Raw genomic sequence first — 21,213 nt, 5'->3', positions numbered from 1 at the left:
CAACGTCAACGGCGTCACCATCCAGTCCCGCACCCGCGGCAGCGGGCCGTGGGGCACCTACCTGCTGCGCGACATCAAGGTCACCGGGAACACCATCGAGATGACCGGCGGCACCCAGGCCACCGGCATGGTGCAGAACTCCGGCGCCCAGGTCCCGGCCGGCGAGGTGGTTTTCAGCGGCAACAAGTACGTGCTGGACGCGCTCGGCGCGCAGCGGTTCGCCAAGTTCGGCGCCAAGCTGACCGCGGCGGGCTGGAAGCAGGCCGGCCTGGACACGGTCGGCAGCTTCCTGGCCAACTGACCGGGGCCCCCGGCAACTTTTTGTACCGGAATGTATTGACGTGACTACCTGAAGTAGTAGTCTGCTGTGCGAAGCCGCGCCATGGGGGGTGCGCTCAGGACCCACCTGTGCCCCCGGAGGCTCCGTAGTGAAGACACCTACTTGCGTTCTCGCGATCGTTGCAGCAGGCACCATTGCCCTGGCCGGGGCGCTGCCGGCCCAGGGCTCTCCGGTCCTGGACGACGACCAGCCGGACCTGATCACCGGCCTGCTCCCGGACGACGAGCCGACGCAACCCGTCCCGCCCACGTCCTCGGCCCTGCCCGCCGGCCCGTCCCAGGCGCCCGCTTGCAGCGGAGTCACGATCAAGCCCGGCCAGGACGCGGCCAAGCTCGTCGACGAGGCGCCGAACGGTACGACGTTCTGCTTCGCCGCGGGTCTGCACCGGATCACGCAGACCATCCGCCCGAAGGCCGACCAGGTGCTGGCCAGCGACCAAGGCGCCGTACTGACCGGGTCGATCCGGTTGACCAAGTGGACCGCGTCGAACGGCGACTGGGTGACCACCGGTGTGCTGCCGCCGGCGTACGGGCAGACCGGGCAGTGCGAGGACAACGTCGCGAACATCTGCTATCTGCGTGAGCAGGTCTTCCTGGACGGGAAACACCTGACCCGGGCGGCCGCTCGCGACAAGGTTGCCCCGGGCACCTTCTACGCGGACTACGCGGCGAACGCGGTGTACGTCGGCGACAACCCGGCCGGGCGCGCGGTGGAGATGTCGAAGACCGAGCGGGCGATCCAGTCCAGCGCGGGCAACGTGACCGTGCGCGGGCTGACCATCGAGCACTTCGCCACCCCGCCGCAGGGCGGCGCGATCCAGCTCGGGCTGGGCTGGAAGGTGTACGCCAACGACATCCGCTGGAACCACGCGGTCGGCGCGATGCTGGTGAACGCCGACGGCGCCGTACTGGAGAAGAACCTGATCCACCACAACGGCCAGCTCGGCATCGGGCAGTACAGCACGCTGCGCGGCACGATCGCGAACAACGAGGTGAGCTACAACAACACCGACGGGTTCTGGATCGCCGACTGGGAGTCCGGCGGGATCAAGACCACCTGGTCGAACGGCGGCTGGGTGACCGGCAACCTGATCAAGGCCAACCGCGGGGTCGGCCTGTGGAGTGACGCGTACGACGACGGCCGCACGTTCAACGCGAACCAGATCGTCGACAACGCCGCCGACGGGATCCGCTACGAGATCGGCCGCAACGGCGTGATCGAGGACAACGTGATCACCGGCAACGGCCTCGGCACCGGGCGCGGGTCCGGGACGTCGCTGTGGGACGGCGGCGGCATCAACGTCAACACGTCCTCGAACGTCCAGGTCCGCGACAACGTGGTCGCGAACAACGTGAACGGCATCTCGATCCAGTCCCGCACCCGCGGCTCCGGCCCGTGGGGCCTGAACGTGCTCCGCGACATCGTTGTCTCCGGCAATCAGGTGACGATGAAGGGCGGCACCACCGCGACCGGCATGGTGCAGAACTCCGGCGCCGTGATCCCGACCGGCGAAGTCACGCTGAAGGCCAACACCTACGTCCTGGACAGCCTGACCGCCGAGCGGTTCCAGAGGACCGGCCAGTGGTACACGGCGGCCGAGTGGCGGCAGACCGGCCAGGACGCAGGCAGCACGTTCAGGGTCGGGAAAGTAGTGCGCTGACGTGCTCGACCAGCAGGTCCCGGAAGACGGATGAGTCGCGCAGCTCCGGCGTGAACACGGAGTCCACGCCGAGCAGCGCGCCGACCACGGCGGCCGGTTCGGACTTGCCCGCGACGGCTGCCTTCAGCCGGTCGGCCTGCGGGTCGTCCACGGCCGGGGTCTTCAGAACGTAGACCATCCAGGCCGCGACGGCGAGCGAGATCACCCGCGGCTCGGCGCCTGCGGCCAGGCGGTCGCGAACCGTGCCGAGCATCCGGACCGGCAGCTTGACCGACCCGTCCATGGCGACCTGCGTCGTCCGGTGCTTCAGCGCCGGGTTGGCGAACCGCTCGAGGACGGTGGCGCCGTACGCGGTCAGGTCGAGGCCGTCGGGCGGCGTCAGGGTCGGTACGACGTCCTCGGTCATCAGCGCCCGGGCGAAGCCGGAGAGCTCGTCGTCGCGGACCGCCTCGGCAATCGTCTCGTAGCCGCGGAGGGCGCCGAGGTAGGCGAGCATCGAGTGGGTCGCGTTGAGCATCCGGAGCTTGGCCTGCTCCCACGGCGCGACGTCCTGGGTGAGGACCGCTCCCCCGAGCTCCCAGGCCGGACGGTCACCGGCGAAGTCGTCCTCGATCACCCACTGCAGGAACGGTTCCGCGACCACGACGGCCTCGTCGCGGACGCCGAGCAGCCGGGCGGCCTCGTCGCGGTCCGCGTCGGTGGTCGCCGGTACGATCCGGTCCACCATGCTGGCCGGGAACCGGGTCGCCTCGAACAGTTCCGGCACCTTGCCGAGCGCCTCGAAGTACTCCTGCACGAGCTTGCGCAGGAACGGGCCGTTGGCGACCAGGTTGTCGCAGGACACGATCGTCAGCGGTTCGACCCGGCGGGCGATCCCGGCGGCCAGCTGGCCGACGACGGTCCGCGGCGGCCGCCCGGTCAGGTCGGCCTGGATCTCCGGGTCGGTCAGGTCGAGCCCGGACCCGGCGGCCCGGTAGCCCTTCTCGGTAACCGTCAGCGTCACCACGGACACCGCCGGATCGGCGATCCGCGCGACCACGGCCTCCGGGTCCTCGGGGACCGTCAGCACCTCGCGGATGCTGCCGATCACCTGGACCGACGGATCGCCGAGTCCGCGCTCGAGGACGGCGTACAGACCGTCCTGGGGGGCGAGCTGGTCGCGGACGTTCGCCGAGCGCTGGCTCACCCCGGTGATCCCCCACCGGGTGTCCCCGCCGGCCACGGCGGCGCGCTCGGTGACCACCGCCTGGTGCGCGCGGTGGAACGCGCCCAGCCCGAGGTGGACGATGCCGACCGACAGTTGCCGCGGATCGACCGCGGGGGCGACGGGGAGGTTGGTGAGACTCAGCCTGCTCAAGCGACGTACTCCTTCATTCCGATGGTTCTTCCTTCACTCGGGCCACGAGCTGGGTGGGGTTCACGAAACGCAGGGCCACCACCAGCAGTACCAGCATCATCGCCGTGTACATGACAGCCATCGCGTCGACCGACTGCTGGGCACGGATCCCGGCCGCCGACATCGAGTAGTAGAGCGCCACCACCAGCGTCTGCGAGTCCGGCCCGGCGGTCAGGAAGGTCAGCTCGAACATGCCGACCGTCCGGACCAGCACCAGGATCGCCGACGCCAGCAGGCCCGGCACGAGCAGCGGCGCGAGGATCTTCAGGAAGATCGCCCGGGTGTTCGCGCCGAGCATCCGGGCCGCGCTCTCGATCCGCGGGTCCACCTGCTCGATGAACGGCGTCATGGTCAGGATCACGAACGGCACCGACGGCACCAGGTTGGCCAGCACCACCCCGGACAGGTGGCCGGCGAACCCGAACTTGTAGAGCACCGTCGCGAGCGGGATGCCGTAGGTGATCGGCGGCATCAGGATCGGCAGCAGGAAGGTCAGGTAGACCAGCCGTTTCCCCGGAAAACTCTGCCGCGCCAGCACATACGCCGCGGGCGCCCCCACGAGGACCGACAGTACGACGACGAGACCCGACGCCAGCAGGGTCACCGAGATGACCTGCAACAGGCCGAACTCACGCCACGCATCGCCGTACCACTGGCTGGTGAAGCCGTCCGGGATCCAGGTGTCGAACCAGCGCTTGCCGAACGAGCTGACCAGCACCGACCCGACCACGCCGGCCAGGTTGACGAAGAAGAAGATGACCGCGGCCCAGATGAACCATGCAGTCGGTGTCGCCTTGATCGCCCGGCTGCTCATCCCTTGCCTCCCGTCGATCCGGTGTACAGCCGCGACCGCCAGAGCAGCACGATCACCACGACGACGAGCTCGACCGCGCCCATGATCATCGCGATCGCCGACGCGTAGGCGTAGTCGTACTGCTCGTACGCCGCCTGGTACGCGGCCAGCGAGATCACCCGGGTCGAGCCGGCCGGGTTGCCGACCAGCACCGCCGACGGGAAGACCGAGAACGCAAGCACGAACGTCAGCAGGAACGTCGTGGCCAGCCCCGGTGCCAGCAGCGGCAGCGTGATGCGGCGGAACCGCTGCGACCGGGACGCGCCGAGGGTCGCGGCCGCCCGCTCGAGGGTCGGGTCGATCCCGCTGAGGTACGACAGCACCAGCAGGAACGCGAACGGGAACCCGGTGATGATCAGCGAGAAGAACACACCCCAGTAGTTGTTCGTCAGCCGGATCGGGTCGTCGATGAGGTGCAACGACGTCAGCACCCGGTTGAACCACCCCGTCGGACCGAGGTAGTTCAGCAACCCCTGCGCCGTCAGCACGGTCCCGAGCGTGATCGGTATGACGAGCAGCGTCGTGAGCAGCCGCTTCCCGCGGAACCGGCCCCGCATCCGGAACGCGATCGGCACGGCGGCCAGCACGTTCAGCAGCGCGGCGGGCAGTGCGATCTTCAGGGTGGTCATGATGGTGTCGCGCTGGTAAGCGTCACCGAAGAACTTCTGGTAGTTGGTCAGCACGCCGCCGCCGTTCAGCGGCTGGAACGACAGGCTCAGCCCGTAGAGGAACGGGTACACGAACAGCAGCAGCACAAAGATCGTGGCCGGCAGCAACAACCAGAGCTTGCGGTCGACACCGCGCTCGGCCAGCCGGTGCTGCCAGCTCGTGGTCGCGCTCATGACGGGTAGACCAGGAGTCGGCCGGCTGTGACGGTGAGCGCCACCTGCTCACCCGTGTCGACCTTCCGCTCGGTGCGGACGTGCAGCCGCACACCGTCGTCCAGCACCACCTCCAACGCACGCTCACGGCCTTGGTATTCGACCACCTCGACGAGCCCCTTCACACCTTCGTCGCCGAGCTTCACGTCTTCCGGGCGCACGGCCGCGATCACCTCGTCCCCGGCCGCGACGGTCGCCTGAGCCGCGCCGGTGATCGGTGTGCCGCCGAGCTCGATCGCGGCGTCGGCGCCGGTCACGTCCTTGACCTTCACGGTCAGCAGGTTGCGGTAGCCCATGAAGTCGGCGACGTGCCAGCTGGACGGCTTGGTGTGGACCTCCTCCGGGGTGCCGATCTGCTGCACCCGCCCGGCCCGCATGACGACCAGGCGGTCGGCCATGCTCAGCGCCTCCTCTTGGTCGTGCGTGACGTACACCGTGGTCAGGCCGAGCGACTGGTGCAGACGGCGGATCTCGGTGCGCATCTCCAGGCGGAGCTTGGCGTCCAGGTTGCTGAGCGGCTCGTCCATCAGCACCAGCGACGGCTCGAGCACGGTCGCCCGGGCGATCGCGACCCGTTGCTGCTGACCGCCGGACAACTGGCCGGGCAGCTTCGAGGCGTGCTCCTCGAGCCGGACCATCTCGATCGCCGCGGTCGTGCGGCGGCGTACGTCGTCCTTGGGCAGGCGCTGCATCCGCAGGCCGAAGGCGATGTTGTCGCGGACGGTCAGGTGCGGGAAGAGCGCGTAGTTCTGGAAGACCATGCCGAAGCCGCGCTTCTCCGGCGGCAGCGTGTCGATCCGCTTGTCGTCCTGCCAGATGCTGCCGGTGGTGAGTGGCAGCAGCCCGGCCAGGCAGTTCAGCGCGGTCGACTTGCCGCAACCGGACGGGCCGAGCAGCGCGATGAACTCGCCCCGCTCGATCGTCAGATCCAGTCCGGCGAGGGCGTCCGCCGTACCGAACCGGCGGCCGACGCCCTCCAGCCGCAACGAGTTGAACTCGGTCACGACTTCTTCACCTTGCTGCCGCCCACCTCGCGGTCCCACTTGTCGAAGGCCGCGACCAGGCTCTTCGCGTCCAGCGGCACCTCCGTCGGGTGGTCGGCGATCAGCTTGTCGTACTCCGGCCGGCCGAACTCCGAGATCGCGTCCTGGCTGTCCTGCGGCGCCTGCGACAGGTCGACACCCTTGATCGCCGGGCCCGGGTAGAAGTAGCCCTTGTCGTAGGCCTTCGCCTGCTGCTGCGGAGTGAGCATGAAGTTCAGCAGCTGCAGGATCGCGGCCTGCTTGTCCGTCGACACACCCTTCGGCACGACGGCGTAGTGCGCGTCGGTGACCCAGTGGAAGCCTTCCAGGGTGCCGATCGCGGCTTCCTTCGGCACGGTCCCGAGCACGCGCGGGTTGATGTCCCAGCCCGTTGTGCTGGCGATGATGTTCGCGGAGCCGTTGGCCAGCGCCTTCATGGTGTCAGCGGTGCCGGACGGGTAGAAGTCGACGTACTGGTTGAGCTCCTTGAGGTAGGCCCAGGTCTTGTCCCAGCCGTTGACCGGGTCCTTCGGGTCCTTGTCGCCGAGGATGTACGGCAGGCCCATCAGGAACGTGCGGCCGGGGCCGGAGTTCGACGGGCGCGCGTACATGACCTTGCCCTTGTTGGCCTTCGCGTAGGCGAGTAGGTCCTCGGCCGTCTTGGGTGGCGACGGCACCTTGGCCGGCAGGAACTCCAGCAGCGGGCCGGACGGGTAGTAGGTGACGGTGACGCCGCTGTTGCCGGCCAGCTCCTGCATCCTCTGCGCGGGCGGGAGGTAGTCCTTCATGCCGGCGACGCGGTCGGCGTACTTGGGCAGCAGGTCCGTCCACAGGCCCTGGTCGCGACCGGCGGCCAGGCCGTCGACGCCGGTCAGGACGAGGTCGATGTCGACCCGGTTCGCGTTCTGCTGGGCCTTGATCTTGCCGGCCAGCTCGGGCGCGGGCGCCTTCGAGTAGGTGACCTTCGAGACCACGTCGGAGTGCTGCTGGACGAACTCGTCGATCATGCCCTGGGTCAGCTGCAGGTTGCCGGCCACGTCGAGGATGTTCAGCGTCACCGCCTTCGACGGCTTGTCCGGGACGTCGCCGGTGCTCTCGGCGGCGGGCTGGTTGGTGGTCGGTGCGCCACAGGCGGCCAGTACGGCGATGCCGGCGAGGGCCGCGACGAGCTTGCGATGGCCGATTCTCCGCTGCATGGGCATCGGGGGTGTCTCCTCTGGATCAAGGGCGGTCCCGGCACGGCGGCCGGGATTGATCGTCGGATCAGGCGTGGGGTGCGGGACCGGTGGACTCCCGGACGATGAGCTCGCCGTGCAGCGTCCCGCGGGTGCCGACGGCGGTGTCGGGGTCCGGGTCGTCGAGGACGGCCAGCAGTAGCTCGACCGCGATCCGGCCTGCCTCCTGCTTCGGCAGCCGGACCGTGGTCAGCGAAGGCCTGGCCATCCGGGACATCGCGATGTCGTCGATGCCGACCACGCTGAGGTCGCCGGGCACCGAGATCCCGCGGGCGTGCAACCGGGCCAGCAGCCCGATCGCGACCAGGTCGTTGTAGGCGACCACCGCGGTGGCGCCGGTGGCGACAGCCTGGTCGGCCGCCGCGATACCGCCCTCGTACGTCGGTGCGAAGCTGCCGACCCGGGCCAGCTCGGCGCCGTGGGCGTAGAGGGCGTTGCTCAGGCCGATGCTGCGATGCTGCGTCGACCACGAGGTGACCGGTCCGCCGACCCAGGCGATCCGGCGATGGCCGAGAGCGACCAGGTGCGCGACGGCCTGCTGCATACCGCCCTCGTTGTCGTAGATGACACCGGGCACACCCTCGGCCGTGCGGTTGACCAGTACGACGTTCGTCTCCTGGGCGATCGCGGACAGGTCGGCGTCGCCCGCCCGGGGTGAGCACAGGATCAGGCCGTCGACCTGCTTGGCCAGCGCGCGGACCAGACCGACCTCGGCCGCCGCGTCCTCGTCGGTGTCCGCGACGAAGACGGCCACGTCGTACCGCCGGGCGCGGGCCTGGACGCCCTTGGCGACGCTGGCGAAGAACGGGTTGGCCAGGTCGGGCACGACCAGGCCGATGTTGCCGGTCCGCCCGGTGATCAGGCCGCGCGCCGCCCGGTTCGGCTGGTAGCCGAGCTGCTCGACCGCGGCCGCGACCCGGGCCCGGGTGGCGGCGTTGACCATCTCCGGCATCGACAGCGCACGGGACACGGTGGACGGCGACACGCCTGCCAGCCGCGCAACGTCACGGATCGTCGCAGGCATGGTCGCCTCCTCCCGGGGTCAGTGCCTGAGTCTGCAATCGGTTTCAGCGGCGTGTCAAGGTTTCGATGAAGGACTTTTGGCCTGCCGCGAATTCTCCTTGTGGACAAGGACTTGTGTCAGGTCCGGGCCGACTGCAATCCTTTGCAGCATCCGTTGCAGCCAGACCCCTCACGGAGGACCCATGCCGAAGGCACTGCAGCCTCATCCGGACCGCGCACTGCCCGCCGGCGAGGCACGCGACATCGCCCGGCGGATCCACGCGTCGACGAAGGACCTGCCGCTGCTGTGCCTGCACGGGCACGTCGACATCTCGCTGTTCGCCACCGACGCCTCGTTCGGGAACCCGGCCGAGCTGCTGGTGGTCCCGGACCACTACGTCACCCGGATGCTGATCTCGCAGGGCATCTCCCCCGAGCGGCTCGGCCTCCCCCGCCGCGACGGCGCCCCGGCCGCGGACCCGCGGGAGATCTGGCGCGAGTTCTGCGCGAACTGGCACCTGTTCCTGGCCACCCCGAGCCGGTACTGGCTGGAGCACGAGTTCGCCGAGGTCCTCGGCGTCAGCACGCACCCGTCGGCCGAGACCGCCGACGAGCTGTACGACCAGATTTCCGCGCGGCTCGCCGAGCCCGACTTCCGGCCGCGGGCGCTGCTCGACCGGTTCGCGATCGAGCTGATCTCCACGACCGACGCCGCCACGGACGACCTGGCCCAGCACGCGAAGGTGGCCGCGGATCTGCCCGGCCGGGTGATCCCGACCTTCCGGCCGGACGCGGTCGTCCACCTGGACCGGCCGGGCTGGCCTGACCTGATCCAGCAGCTGGGTGCGCTGGCCGACGTCGACACCTCGACGTACGCCGGTTATCTGGAGGCGATCCGTCAGCGTCGACAGGTGTTTGTGGAGGCGGGTGCGCGGGCGACCGACCACGGCCATCTCAGTGCGGCCGCGATTCCGCTGGCGGACGACGAGGCCGCGCGGATCTACGCTGCCGCGTTGAAGGGCGAGGTCTCGGCGGTGGACGCGAGCGCGTTCGCCGGGCACATGCTGTACCAGTCGGCGGTGATGTCGGCCGAGGACGGCCTCGTGATGCAGCTGCACCCCGGCGTGCTGCGGGACCACGATCCGGCGATCCACTCGACGTACGGGCCGGACAAGGGGCACGACATCCCGGTGGCGGCCGAGTTCACCCGGTCGCTGCAGCCGTTGCTCGAGCGGTTCGGGCATGCGTCGGGCTTCCGGATGGTGCTGTTCACGGTCGACGAGACGGTGTACTCGCGGGAGCTGGCGCCGTTGGCCGGCGTGTACTCCGCGGTCCGGCTCGGGGCGCCGTGGTGGTTCCTCGACAGCCCGGACGGGATGCGGCGGTTCCGCGAGCTGGTCACCGAGACGGCCGGTTTCTACAACACGTCCGGCTTCGTCGACGACACGCGGGCCTTCCTGTCCATCCCGGCGCGCCACGACCTGGCTCGCCGGATCGACGCGGGCTACCTGGCCAACCTGGTCGTCCAGCACCGCCTGGACGAGGACGACGCCTTCCGCGTCGCGCAGGACCTCGCCTACAACCTCGCCCGGGACACGTACCTCGGCTGACGTCCGTCGCCCCTCCTGCCGGTAGTCTCCAGCAGATCTGTTCGCCGGGTGCAGCTGTGAAGGAACTTGGATGAGGCGTCGTGCTGTCACGGCCGGTGGTGCCGTGCTGCTGTTGTTGCTGGCCGGCTGCTCGGATGACTCGGGCGCACCCTCGCCGACCACCTCAGCCGCGACGCCGACCGTGACGGTGCCGACCGCTCCCCCGGCCGCGGCCGCCGCGGCGCTCGGGCCGACCGGCCCAGGTACGGCGACGCCCTGCCGAGGTACTGCGATTCCGGTCGGAGCGGATCCGCAGCAGGTGATCGACGGGCAGCCGGCCGGGACGACGTTCTGCTTCGCCAAGGGTGTGCACCGGATCAGCCGGGCGATTCGCCCGCGCGCTGGTGACACGTTGGGTGGCGGTCCGGGCGTCGTACTGTCCGGATCGGTGCGGCTGGACGGGTGGAAGCGGGACGGCGACCGGTGGGTGGTGCGTGGGGTGCTGCCGGCGCCGTACGAGCTCAAAGGGCAGTGCGAGGACAACAAGACCAAGCCCTGCCAGCGTGGGGAGCAGGTGTTTGTCGACGGCAAGCACCTGACCCGGGTGATGAGTCTGGACAAGTTGAAGCCGGGGACGTTCTACGGCGACTACTCGAGCAACGCCGTGTTCGTCGCCGAGGACCCGGACGGCCGTGCGGTCGAGATGTCGCGGACGCCGACCGCGATCGAGAAGTCGGCGAAGAACGTGACCGTCACCGGGCTGACTATCGAGCACTTCGCGAGCCGGCCGCAGGGTGGGGCGCTCCAGGTCGGCCCGGGCTGGAAGGTCACCGCGAACGAGGTCCGCTGGAACCACGCGGTCGGGATCATGGTGATCGAAGGCGACCGGGCCGAGCTGGCCGGGAACACGGTCGCCGACAACGGCCAGCTCGGGATCGGGCAGTACAAGTCGGCCGGCGTCCGGATCACCAGGAACCTGGTCACCCGGAACAACACCGACGGGTTCTGGATCGCCGACTGGGAGTCCGGCGGGATCAAGTCGACCCGGTCGTCGGGTGAGGTGTCCGGGAACGACATCGTGGCCAACCGCGGGATCGGGATGTGGAGCGACATCGCCGAGTACGACCGGCGGATCACCGGGAACCGGATCCGGGACAACGCCGCGGACGGGATCCGGTACGAGATCAGCTACCAGGCGGTGATCGACCAGAACGTGGTCGAGGGCAACGGGTTCGGCACCGGCCGGGGCTCCGGCGGGAGCCTGTGGGACGGCGGCGGGATCAACGTGAACACCTCGGCCGGCGTGCAGGTCCGCGGCAACCTGGTGAAGAGCAACCGCAACGGCATCTCCATCCAGTCCCGCACCCGCGGCGACGGCCCGCGCGGCACCTACGTCCTGGCCGACGTCGTGATCGAGGGCAACCTGGTCGTGATGGACAACGCCACCGCCAGCACCGGCGTCGTGGAGAACAAGCGCTCCCCCACCAAACCCGGCGCCGTCACCTTCCGCCGCAACAGCTACCAGCTCACCGGCAACCGCTTCGCGTACCAAGGCAGAACCATGACCTGGCCCGAATGGCAACAAGCCGGCTTCGACCAGGACTCGGTCACTACCTAACCGGCGGCCTGCTGTCTGGCTCGGTGCCGTATTCGGTCGGCGTCGCAGACAGCGGCGGCCACCAGCAGGTGGAGGGTCATCGAGCTGAGGTCGGACAGGCCGCTCTCGTTGAGGGAGGCGGCGGTGATGTAGCCGAGCAGCAGGGCGCCGCAGGCCTTGACGTACGGCGTGGGGGCGCGCAGGACCGCGACCCAGGCGACGATCAGCGCGATCGCGACGATCGTGACCGCGGCCAGGCCGGTCTCCCAGTAGAGGCCGAGCCAGCTGTTGTCGATCGCCATCACGTCGATGTCGCCCTCACCGCGTCGCAGCAGCACCCGTTTGTTGCCGAGGCCGTGGCCGATGATCGCCGTCTGCAGCGACACCTTCTCGTCCAGCACCGCCTGCCAACTGGTGGTCCGGCCGCTGAGTGAGCTGATCTGCTGCGTCCCCTGCCCACGCAGCAGCCAGGTATGCAGTGACCCGATCGTCAGGAACGCGATCCCGACCAGCGCCGGCACCGCCAAACTGACGAACCGCCCGAACCACGTCTTCCTGGTCAGGATCAGCGCGAGCACCAGTCCGAAGGCGATCGCCGCCGCCGAGGTCCGGGTCCGGCTCGCCGCGACCAGGACGACGCCCATCCCGATCAGCCCGGCGGCGGGCACGAACGACAGCTTCTTGCAGATGAACCCGATCAGCGCCAGCCCGAGCAGGATCGCCCCGACCTCGCCGACCCGCGGCGGCAGCATCGGAATGATGACCCCTTGCAGGCGGTACCCGGTCCCGAGCGAGCTCAACGGCCGCCAGGCCTGACTGGGCGCGTACGCAAGACTCAGCACCACCGTTGCCGCGAGCAACAGGTGCGCCCACAGATGAGCCCGGATCAGCCGCTCCGGGACCTGCACCAGCGGTCGCCAGAGCAGGAAGACCAGCACCAGCCCGATCAGGAACCGGGCCAGCCGCATCAGCGGCCCGGTCGGCTCGGCCAGCAGGAACGCGGTCGCGGTCGCGAACATCACGTACAGCACGTAGAGACTGGCGGTCGGATTGACCCGGGTCCGGAACCCGGGCTTGGTCGCCGCCAGCGCGATCAGGAAGATCGCCCCCAGCAGCAGGCCCTTCATCATGCTGTTCGTCGACCCGGTCGTGCCCTGCGGCGCGGCCACCCGCGACGACCACGGCTGGACGCCGAGCACGAACAGGCACCACAGCATCAGCCAGAACCAGGCCGGCTTCTGGACCTCCTCGACGGTCCCCGGCACCGGCCGAGCCAGCTGGTACGTCGACACAGTCAGCGGATCGGTGGGGCGGCCGACTCGACCGGCTTGAAGTTCAGCGGGATACCCAGCGTCTCGTCATGCGCCGAGGCGCCGATCAGCACGACGCCCAGCACCGGAGCCCCCGCGAACTGCAGGGCACCGGTCAGCCGGGCGACATCCATCTCCTTGTCATGACCCACCTGAACGACCAGCACCGACGCGTCGACCGCGGCGGCCAGCGGCGTGATCCCGTGCCGTCCGACCGCGGCCGGACCGTGGATCACCACGGAGTACCCGGGCGGCAGGTCCGCCACGATGCCTGGCACCAGCGACGGACCGACAGCCTCGGCCGTCTCCTCGTGGTTCAGGCCCGGCGGCAGCACGTAGAGGTCGGCGACCGTACCCGGGCGGAACAGCTTCCGCGCCCGGATCGCCCGGGTCGCGGCCGGCTCGTGCACCAGGTCGGTCAGACCTTCGTGCCCGGTCACGTGCGGCAGGACCGGCGTACCTTCGACGTCGGCCAGGATCAGCAGAGTCTCGCGACCGTCGCGGGCGTTCGCCTCGGCCATCGCGAGCGCGATGCCGGCCGAGTTCGGCGTCGGTGAGGCCGAGACCACGAGCAGCGCGCCGGGACCGCCGCCGGCGAAGGCGCGTGGGTTCAGCTCGCGGCGGGCGAGCGCGCCGCTCGCCTCGGCCCCGAGCGCGGTGACCTCGTACTGCGGAAGTTCGGGCGCCTCCCGGTGCCACAGCCGGCGCCGGTTGCCTTCGGATGCCGCGATCACCGGCGAGCTCGCCGCGCGGGCCGCCTGGTCGCGGGTCAGGATGTACGGCGTCAGGTGCGACCGGAGCAGCGCCAGGCCGAAGCCGAGCACCAGGCCGAGGATGCCGCCGACGAGGATGTCGCGGGCAACCATCGGCGACGAGGTCGCGGTGTCCGTGGTGGCCGGGGTGACCAGCTCGCTGCCGGTGCCGACCGCGGTCAGCGCCTTGAGCATCGCGGCCGCGTCGTCGGCCGCCTGGCGAGCCTCGGTCGCGAGCCCGACGCGCTGGTCGCGAAGCGCGGCCGCGGTCTGCGAGTCGCCCCGCTGGACCGCCTCGTCGATCTGGCTGACCAGGCTCCGGGACTGCTGGGTCGCGGTCTTCGACCGGTCCTGCGCCTGGCTGGCCAACGTGGTCAGCAGCGCCTTGGCCTCGTCGTTGCGCTGCTTGAGGTAGATGGCCGAGATGGCGTTGGCACGGCGTACCGCCTCGGAGGAGGTCGGGCCGTCGGTCGTGACCAGGTAGGCGTTGTCGGTGACCGCCTTGACCCGGGTGACCGCGGCCAGGTCCTGGACGGTCTGGTCGGTGGTCGGCAGCCCGAGCGACTTGGCGACGCTGCGCAGCAGGGTCGGGCTGGCCATCACGCGGGCCTGGGTCTCGGCCGGCAGATCCATGCCGAGCGGGCCGGTCTTGTCCGCGCTGCTGGGCAGCTTCCCTACCAGCGCGGGCGGTACGGCAGGGCCGATCACCAGCTGGCTGGACGCGGTCCAGCGCTCGGTCTGGGACAGCGCGAACACCGCGGCGCCGACGACTCCGAGCAGGATGCAACCCATGATCAGCCACTTCTGCCGCAGCAGTGACTGGGCGGTCTCCCGCCAGACCACGGTGCCCGGTTCCATCCGTACCCCATTCCGTTCGAGCCAGCGACCCAGGATATAGGCAGACCCGGGCCGTGGGCGCGGGGTGGCCAAACCATCTCTGTCTGTGGCCTACTCTCTTCTCGGGGATCTCCGGGGGCAGTCCGGAGAGTTGAGTACGGCGCGGCGATCGCGCCTGTCCGAGGGGGACACCGCAGGATGAAGAAGAGATGGCTGTTCGCGCGTCTGGGGGTCGTGGGCGCTCTCGTCGCCGGGTCGCTGGTGCTGGTGCTGGCACCGCCCGCGCAGAGTATCGAGGCCTCGTTGTCGGCGGCCAGCAGCCCGACTTGGCAGACCAACGCGAGCGTGCAGGGCATCGCCGTCGCGGCCGGCAAGGTGTACGTCGGGGGCCGGTTCACCAGCGTCCGCCCGCCGGGCGCCGCAGCCGGGACGAACGAGGTCGCACAGGCCTACCTGGCCGCGTTCGACGAGACCACTGGTGACCTGGTCACAGCGTTCACCCCCGTCCTCAACGGCCAGGTGTACGCGGTGGCAGCCAGCGCGGACGGCTCGCGGATCTTCGTCGGCGGTGACTTCACCACGGTCAACGGCGTCACCCGGAACCGGATCGCGGCCTTCGACACCGCGACCGGCGCGCTGGTGACGAACTGGAAGCCCTCGGTCTCGTACCGGGTGAAGACCATCTCGGTCTCCGGCGGCACCGTCTACTTCGGCGGCTCGTTCGGCCTGGTCAACAACGTCGAGCGGCTCCGGCTGGCCGCGGTCACCGCGGACGCCGGCACCTTGTTGCCGTGGGCTCCGGCCGTGAACGGCGACGTGTACGCCGTGGACGTCGCCGACGACGGCTCCAAGGTGTACGCGGGCGGCCAGTTCAGCACCGTCAACGGCACGAACCAGAACACCGTGTCCAGCCTGGACCCGCTGTCCGGCGGCGTCCTGCCTTTCCCCGGCGCGTCCGCCGTACCGCCGCCGAACGGCTCCTGCACCACCCGGGTCAAGGCGATCGACACCAGCGGCGACACCGTCTACTTCGGCAACGGCGGTGACGGCGGCGGGTGCTTCGACGGCACCTGGGCGGTCGACATCGCCACCAACACCCTGAAGTGGAAGAACCAGTGCCTGGGCGCCACCGAGACGGTCAAGGTCGTCAACGGCTGGCTCTACAAGGGCTCGCACGCCCACGACTGCGCGAACCAGGGCGCCGGCGGCTTCCCGCAGGGCTTCGGCTACCGCTTCCTGCTGACCCAGAACCTCACCGACGGCACGCTCGGCCCCTGGTTCCCGAACACGAACGCCGGTCCGCCCACCGAGGTCGGCCCGCTCGCGTTCGCGTCCGGCGGCAACGACCTCTGGGTCGGCGGTGACTTCACCACCACGAACGGAGTCGGCCAGCAGGGCCTGACCCGGTTCACCAACGCGACCCCGGGCGCCGCGCCGGCCAAGCCGGCCAAGCTGCTCCCGTACAGCGTCGAGCCGGGTGTGGTCCAGATCCACTTCCCGACCGTGCTCGACAACGACGACAGCACGCTGACCTACCGGCTGCTGAAGGGGTTCAGCAACACCACGATCGCCACCGTGACCGCCAAGTCGACCCCGTGGGACCGGCCCTGGCTCCACTTCACCGACACCTCCTCGGCCCCGGGCGAGGTGACGAACTACCGGGTCGAGGTGACCGACGGCAGTACGACGATCCGCGGCAACTACTCCGACCCGGTCACGGTCGCCTCGACGCCGGCAACGGCGTACGACCAGATCATCAACGCCGACGGCCCGCAGGCGTACTGGCGGCTGGGCGAGCCGGCCGGTACGACGGCCTCGGTCGACTCCTCGGGGCAGAGCAACAACGGGACCTACACCGGGGTGACGCTGGGGACCGCCGGGGCGATCGCGGGCAACACGGCGATGACGATCAGCTCGAGCAGTGGCCGGATGGCCGGCGAGAAGGCGTACAGCATGCCGCAGCAGTTCACCGTCGAGGCCTGGGTCAAGCAGAGCGGCTTCAACCGCGGCGGCCGGATCATCGGCTTCGGCAACTCCAAGACCACCAGCAGCGGTGGTGGCGGCGACCGGATGCTGTACATGCGCACCAACGGCTCGATCGTGTTCGGCGTCAACGACGGCTCGCAGCGCACGCTGACCAGCACCTCGGGCAAGAACGACGGCCAGTGGCACCACGTGGTCGGCACCTTCGACAACGGCGCCATGAAGCTGTACGTCGACGGTGCGTTGGCCGGCAGCGCGAGCGTCGGTCAGGCGTCGTTGTACTACGGCTGGTGGCGGGTCGGGTACGACAACACCAACAGCTGGCCGGGTGGCGGGGCACCGCAGACCGGCATGGGGATCGACGAGGCCGCGGTCTACCCGTACGCGCTCAGCCCGGTTCAGGTACAGGACCACTTCGACGCTCGATGAACGCAGAGTCTGGGAACTGCAGCACAAAGTCATAACGCGGGCGTGAGGTCGGCTTCCGGTCGACCTCACACAGCGCTAAGGTCCGCTGGGTGCGTGCAGTGAGGCACGCACCGCCCCACGACTGACCCCCGCCCAGTCCTAAGGACATTGATGAAGAAGTATGTGTTCGCCCTTGTCACCGCAGCGGCTGTCGTCGCCGCCGCGCTGATCCCCTCCGGACCGCCGGTGGAGGCGGCGACTCCGGGCTTCGCGTCGGCCGTCTCGGCCATCAAGCAGACCTCGTGGCAGACCAACAACAGCGTCAACGCGCTCGCGATCAGCGGCAACACGGTGTTCGCCGGCGGTCTGTTCACCAAGATCCGGCAACCAGGCAAGCCGGCCGGCCAGGGGGAAGCCGTCCGCACCTACATTGCCGCCTTCAACCGCAGTACCGGGGCGCCGACGGCGTTCGCGCCGAAGCTCAACGGCCCGGTCTACAGCATCGCCACCAGCCCGGACGGGAACTGGGTGGTGATCGGTGGCGACTTCACCACCGTGAACGGGATCAAGCGCAGCAAGATCGCGATGTTCTCGGTCGTCACCGGCAAGCTGGTCGCGGCCTGGGACCCGGTCGTCTCGGCCCGGGTGAAGGCGCTGGCCATCTTCGGCAACAGCGTGTTCATCGGCGGCTCGTTCGGCCGGATCGACGGCGTCGTCCGCAGCCGGCTCGGCGCGGTCCGCCTGATCCAGGGCGACCTGCTGCCCTGGAACCCGGTCGCCAACGGCGACGTGTACGCGATCGACCTGTCCGACAACGGCACCCGGGTGTTCGTCGGTGGCCCGTTCAGCACCATCAACGGCAAGGACCACTACTCGCTGGCGATGACGAACAACACCACGGGCGCGGCGTACTCGTTCCCGGCCGCGGCGGCGATCCCGAAGCCGACCGCGACCTGCACCACCCGGGTGAAGGACATCGACACCCTCGGCGACAACGTGTACGTCTCCAACGGCGGTGACGGCGGCGGCTGCTACGACGGCGTGCTCGCCGCCCAGGTCAGCACCGGCAAACTGCTGTGGAAGAACAACTGCCTGGGCGCGACCGAGGCGATCAAGGCGATCGGCAACTGGGTCTACAAGGGTTCGCACGCGCACAACTGCAGCGACAGCGGCGCGTTCCCCGACGGCACCGGGACGCACTACCTGCTGGTCGAGAGCGCCATCAACGGCAAGATCGGCCCGTGGTTCCCGAACACCGACGCGAACCAGAGCAGCACCACCAAGGTCGGCCCGTTGGCGATGGCCGGCACCAACACCGACCTGTGGGTCGGCGGCGACTTCCTGCACGTCAACAACAAGATCCAGCAGGGGCTGACCCGGTTCACCAACGCGCCGGGTGGCGCGGCGCCCGCCGTACCGAAGGCGCCGATCCTGATCCCGTCCGCGGACAAGGTGCAGGTGAAGTTCAGCGACGTGTACGACCTGGACAACATCTCGTTGACCTACAACGTGTTCCGGGGTTCGACCAACATCGGGTCGTTCAAGTACATGTCGTACTACTGGGAGGCGCGGAAGACCTACACCGTGGCCGACACCGGGGTCAAGAGCGGCCAGACGCTCACCTACCACATCGAGGTGCACGACGGGCGCAACATCATGCGGGGCCCGTCGGTCAGCGTGAGGGTGCCGTAGCCGGACGCCGTAGGAACCGGTACAGAGGGGTCTGCCTGATCGGGCAGACCCCTCTTGCTCTGGACGGGCAGGGGGATGCCGGCCGTACATTGGTTGTCTGGGGCAAGGGGGGCTTCTCATGGGGAGAGTCATTGCTGTGCTGGGGGCGGCCGGTCTCGCGTTGAGCGCCGTCCCCCTCCAACCCGCGACCGGGACCGGCGCGTCGCTGACCGCGGTCGCGAACTCGGCCTGGCAGACCGACGCGAGTGTGCTCGGGCTGGCCGTCGCCAAGGGCAAGGCGTACGTGGGCGGCCGGTTCACCAAGGTCCGTCCGCCGGGCGCGGCGGCGGGGACCAGTCAGACCACGCGGACCTACCTGGCCGCGTTCAACCAGAGCACCGGCGCGCTCGACACCACCTTCAACCACACGCTGAACGGCGTCGTCTGGTCGATCGTGGCCTCGCCGGACGGCTCCCGGGTGTACGTCGGCGGCGACTTCACCCGCGTGGACGGCCAGGTGCGGAACCGGATCGCGGCCTTCGACACCGCGACCGGGGCGCTGGTCGCGTCCATCAAGCCGAGCGTGTCGTACCGGGTGAAGGCGCTCGCCGTCGGCGGCTCCAGCCTGTACTTCGGCGGCTCGTTCGGCTTGGTCAACGGCGTCGCCCGGAACCGCGCGGCCGCGATCAGCACGGTCAACGGCAGCCTGCTGCCGTGGAACCCGAACGCCGACGCGGACGTGTACGCGATCGACGCGGCCGACGACAACTCCAAGGTGTACCTGGGCGGCACGTTCGCGAAGATCGGCGGGGTCAACCGCTGGGCGGTTGCCAGCGTCAACAACTCCACCGGCGCGCTCCTCCCGTTCTCCGCGGCATCCGCCGTACCGCTGCCGTCCAGTGGCTGCACGTCGCGGGTGAAGGACATCGAGACCGCCGGGAACCGGGTGTACTTCGCGAACGCCGGCGACGGCGGCGGCTGCTTCGACGGCACCTGGGCCGCGGACGTCACCACCGGCAACCTGGTCTGGAAGAACAACTGCCTCGGCGCGACCGAGGCCGTCACCTACGTCAACGGCTGGCTGTTCAAGGGCTCGCACGCGCACAGTTGCCCGGGCGGGTTCCAGGACGGTACCGGCGCCCACTTCCTGCTCCTGCAGAACCCGGCCACCGGCTCACTCGGTCCATGGTTCCCGAACACGAACGCCGGCCCGCCGACCGAGGTCGGACCGCTCGTGTCCGCCACGGGTGGCGCGGACCTGTGGGTCGGCGGCGACTTCACCAAGGTCAACGGCGTCGGGCAGCAGGGCCTGACCCGCTTCACCAACCTGGGCGCGGGCGCCAAGCCACTCGGCCCGGCGCTGCCGACGTTGTCCAGTACGACCGCCGGCCAGGTGAGGGCCACCGTGCAGACGTCCCTCGACAACGACGACATCAAACTCACCTACCGCCTGCTCCGCGGCGCAACCAACACCGTCGTAGCCACCACCACGGCCAACTCCACCTTCTGGAGCCGCCCCAACCTCACCCTCACCGACCCGTCAGCACCCTCCGGCACCTCCCAGATGTACCGAATAGAAGTCACCGACGGCCAGAACACAGTCCGCGGCGGCTACTCGACCATCACCGTCCGCTGAAAAACCGTGCGCGGCAGCGCGTAGTCATCGGGTCGCCGATCAGATCCGTTGTGGCGGCCCGAAACCGTTCCATCACGACCTGATCAGGGGCAATTCGCCGGCTTCGCGCATACCGGACACTTAACCGGATCGGGCCGGTATCGATATTGCAGACGGGTGGTGCCGGACGTATGTTCGCCTCAGAGTTCTCGGCGACGCCGACAGCTCTGGGGGAGCAGGTCACGCACACCACAGCCGTCGGCTGTGCCTAGGGGTGGGCACCGCGCGGTGCCGTCGATGACCTCCCGGTCACTGGCAACCGGGTTCGGTTCTTCGGGGGTGGACATGACCGCTTCGCACAGCCCGCGAGCCCGCGCTCCCCCGCGGCCACGAGGATCGAAGAATGACCGCAGTCTCCATCGGAGACAGTTCGCCCTCCCTTCGATTCAGTTGCACAGCGCAACAACCAATCCTCCCTGCGAGGGCGGAAATGAAGCGAATCGTAGTACTGATGGCGACGCTCGTGCTCGCCATCTTCGGGATCGCGGCGACACCTGCGTTCGCGCAGAGTGGCCACTTCGTCGGTACGCCGACGTGTACGGACGAGGGCGTCACGGTCGAGTGCTCGGGCAAGGTCGCGGGCCTCGGTGGCACGACCTTCGAGATCACCGTCGTGGCATCGGGCGTCGCCACGGTCGAGTGCATCAACCCAGCCGGAAACCGCGCGCCGGGTCAGGACACCGATGTCACGGTGGCAGGGACCACCACGCCGCTTCCGACACCACGGAACGGCCAGTTCAGGTTCAACCTCGAGAGCGACGATCCGAACCCGTTGCCCTCGACACCGACGTGTCCCAACAACCAGTGGACACCGATCATCACCGACGTGGCCTTCACTGACGCCACCCTCACCCTGCTCGAGGGCGGCGTGGTCTCCGACACCATCACAGTGCCAGTCACCTGACACTCCGCTGGACACCGGGCGGCGAGCTCGCCGCCAGGCCGGCGAGGGACCGGAACCCGGTCCCTCGCCGGGGCTGTCCTGCCCAAAGGGGGAATCAC

15 protein-coding genes and 1 pseudogene are annotated in these 21,213 nt (G+C 69.4%); 8 read left to right on the top strand and 8 right to left on the bottom strand.

Annotated elements, in window-relative coordinates; genetic code table 11:
- Positions 1-301, top strand: a pseudogene (locus tag ACWCOV_RS17810) (right-handed parallel beta-helix repeat-containing protein); the annotation flags it as partial.
- Between the two features lie 127 nt (positions 302-428).
- A complete protein-coding gene (locus ACWCOV_RS17805) occupies positions 429-2,000 on the top strand; it encodes a right-handed parallel beta-helix repeat-containing protein (protein ID WP_449830355.1) in 1,572 nt (523 codons plus the stop codon).
- Here the strand turns inward: ACWCOV_RS17805 and ACWCOV_RS17800 are convergent.
- The 6 genes from ACWCOV_RS17800 to ACWCOV_RS17775 form a co-directional block, all read right to left on the bottom strand.
- On the bottom strand, positions 1,975-3,357 hold the full coding sequence (locus ACWCOV_RS17800; RefSeq protein WP_449830354.1) for a mannitol dehydrogenase family protein: 1,383 nt from the start codon (positions 3,355-3,357) through the stop codon (positions 1,975-1,977). The two genes, ACWCOV_RS17805 and ACWCOV_RS17800, sit on opposite strands and share 26 nt — an antisense overlap.
- 13 nt (positions 3,358-3,370) lie before the next feature.
- Positions 3,371-4,210, bottom strand: coding sequence for an ABC transporter permease (locus tag ACWCOV_RS17795; RefSeq protein WP_449830353.1), 840 nt, complete (start codon positions 4,208-4,210; stop codon positions 3,371-3,373).
- Positions 4,207-5,091 (bottom strand): ABC transporter permease, encoded by an 885-nt coding sequence (locus tag ACWCOV_RS17790; RefSeq protein WP_449830352.1) that lies wholly within the window; start codon positions 5,089-5,091, stop codon positions 4,207-4,209. The genes ACWCOV_RS17795 and ACWCOV_RS17790 overlap by 4 nt, the downstream gene beginning before the upstream one ends.
- Entirely contained in the window at positions 5,088-6,134 is a 1,047-nt protein-coding gene (locus tag ACWCOV_RS17785; RefSeq protein ID WP_449830351.1) for an ABC transporter ATP-binding protein, read from the bottom strand. The genes ACWCOV_RS17790 and ACWCOV_RS17785 overlap by 4 nt, the downstream gene beginning before the upstream one ends.
- Positions 6,131-7,354: an ABC transporter substrate-binding protein gene (locus ACWCOV_RS17780; RefSeq protein WP_449830350.1), complete on the bottom strand. Its 1,224-nt coding sequence runs from the start codon at positions 7,352-7,354 to the stop codon at positions 6,131-6,133. Before ACWCOV_RS17780 ends, ACWCOV_RS17785 begins: the two co-directional genes overlap by 4 nt.
- 61 nt (positions 7,355-7,415) lie before the next feature.
- Positions 7,416-8,411 (bottom strand): LacI family DNA-binding transcriptional regulator, encoded by a 996-nt coding sequence (locus tag ACWCOV_RS17775; protein ID WP_449830349.1) that lies wholly within the window; start codon positions 8,409-8,411, stop codon positions 7,416-7,418.
- 181 nt (positions 8,412-8,592) lie between these two features.
- On the opposite strand from ACWCOV_RS17775, the gene uxaC reads away from it, so the two are divergent.
- Together uxaC and ACWCOV_RS17765 are read left to right on the top strand one after the other, a co-directional pair.
- A complete protein-coding gene (uxaC, locus tag ACWCOV_RS17770) occupies positions 8,593-9,999 on the top strand; it encodes a glucuronate isomerase (protein ID WP_449830348.1) in 1,407 nt (468 codons plus the stop codon).
- Positions 10,000-10,069: 70 nt separating this feature from the next.
- The gene (locus tag ACWCOV_RS17765; RefSeq protein ID WP_449830347.1) at positions 10,070-11,596 is read left to right on the top strand and encodes a right-handed parallel beta-helix repeat-containing protein; all 1,527 of its coding nucleotides are present in this window, start codon (positions 10,070-10,072) and stop codon (positions 11,594-11,596) included.
- Here the strand turns inward: ACWCOV_RS17765 and ACWCOV_RS17760 are convergent.
- Together ACWCOV_RS17760 and ACWCOV_RS17755 are read right to left on the bottom strand one after the other, a co-directional pair.
- Positions 11,593-12,867, bottom strand: a complete 1,275-nt coding sequence (locus ACWCOV_RS17760; protein ID WP_449830346.1) for an O-antigen ligase family protein — start codon at positions 12,865-12,867, stop codon at positions 11,593-11,595. The two genes, ACWCOV_RS17765 and ACWCOV_RS17760, sit on opposite strands and share 4 nt — an antisense overlap.
- Positions 12,868-12,869: 2 nt before the next feature.
- Complete coding sequence (locus ACWCOV_RS17755; RefSeq protein WP_449830345.1) at positions 12,870-14,495, bottom strand: Wzz/FepE/Etk N-terminal domain-containing protein; 1,626 nt, start codon at positions 14,493-14,495, stop codon at positions 12,870-12,872.
- 177 nt (positions 14,496-14,672) lie between these two features.
- On the opposite strand from ACWCOV_RS17755, the gene ACWCOV_RS17750 reads away from it, so the two are divergent.
- From ACWCOV_RS17750 to ACWCOV_RS17735, 4 genes are all read left to right on the top strand, one after another.
- Positions 14,673-16,886 (top strand): LamG-like jellyroll fold domain-containing protein, encoded by a 2,214-nt coding sequence (locus ACWCOV_RS17750; protein ID WP_449830344.1) that lies wholly within the window; start codon positions 14,673-14,675, stop codon positions 16,884-16,886.
- Between the two features lie 150 nt (positions 16,887-17,036).
- Complete coding sequence (locus tag ACWCOV_RS17745; protein ID WP_449830343.1) at positions 17,037-18,557, top strand: fibronectin type III domain-containing protein; 1,521 nt, start codon at positions 17,037-17,039, stop codon at positions 18,555-18,557.
- A gap of 118 nt (positions 18,558-18,675) precedes the next feature.
- On the top strand, positions 18,676-20,172 hold the full coding sequence (locus ACWCOV_RS17740) for a fibronectin type III domain-containing protein (protein ID WP_449830342.1): 1,497 nt from the start codon (positions 18,676-18,678) through the stop codon (positions 20,170-20,172).
- 469 nt (positions 20,173-20,641) lie between these two features.
- Complete coding sequence (locus ACWCOV_RS17735; protein WP_449830341.1) at positions 20,642-21,115, top strand: hypothetical protein; 474 nt, start codon at positions 20,642-20,644, stop codon at positions 21,113-21,115.
- Positions 21,116-21,213: the final 98 nt, after the last annotated feature.

The sequence above is a fragment of the Kribbella sp. NPDC002412 genome (genome assembly GCF_053592935.1).
The sequence above is the reverse complement of the archived record's forward strand: the minus strand, read 5'-3'. Positions and strand labels throughout refer to the sequence as shown.

Coding starts and splice junctions, on each gene's coding strand:
- uxaC (WP_449830348.1), top strand. CDS start 8,593: ATGCCGAAGGCACTGCAGCCTCATCCGGACCGCGCACTGCCCGCCGGC.
- ACWCOV_RS17755 (WP_449830345.1), bottom strand. CDS start 14,495: ATGGAACCGGGCACCGTGGTCTGGCGGGAGACCGCCCAGTCACTGCTG.
- ACWCOV_RS17780 (WP_449830350.1), bottom strand. CDS start 7,354: ATGCCCATGCAGCGGAGAATCGGCCATCGCAAGCTCGTCGCGGCCCTC.
- ACWCOV_RS17740 (WP_449830342.1), top strand. CDS start 18,676: ATGGGGAGAGTCATTGCTGTGCTGGGGGCGGCCGGTCTCGCGTTGAGC.
- ACWCOV_RS17765 (WP_449830347.1), top strand. CDS start 10,070: ATGAGGCGTCGTGCTGTCACGGCCGGTGGTGCCGTGCTGCTGTTGTTG.
- ACWCOV_RS17790 (WP_449830352.1), bottom strand. CDS start 5,091: ATGAGCGCGACCACGAGCTGGCAGCACCGGCTGGCCGAGCGCGGTGTC.
- ACWCOV_RS17735 (WP_449830341.1), top strand. CDS start 20,642: ATGAAGCGAATCGTAGTACTGATGGCGACGCTCGTGCTCGCCATCTTC.
- ACWCOV_RS17775 (WP_449830349.1), bottom strand. CDS start 8,411: ATGCCTGCGACGATCCGTGACGTTGCGCGGCTGGCAGGCGTGTCGCCG.
- ACWCOV_RS17745 (WP_449830343.1), top strand. CDS start 17,037: ATGAAGAAGTATGTGTTCGCCCTTGTCACCGCAGCGGCTGTCGTCGCC.
- ACWCOV_RS17750 (WP_449830344.1), top strand. CDS start 14,673: ATGAAGAAGAGATGGCTGTTCGCGCGTCTGGGGGTCGTGGGCGCTCTC.
- ACWCOV_RS17795 (WP_449830353.1), bottom strand. CDS start 4,210: ATGAGCAGCCGGGCGATCAAGGCGACACCGACTGCATGGTTCATCTGG.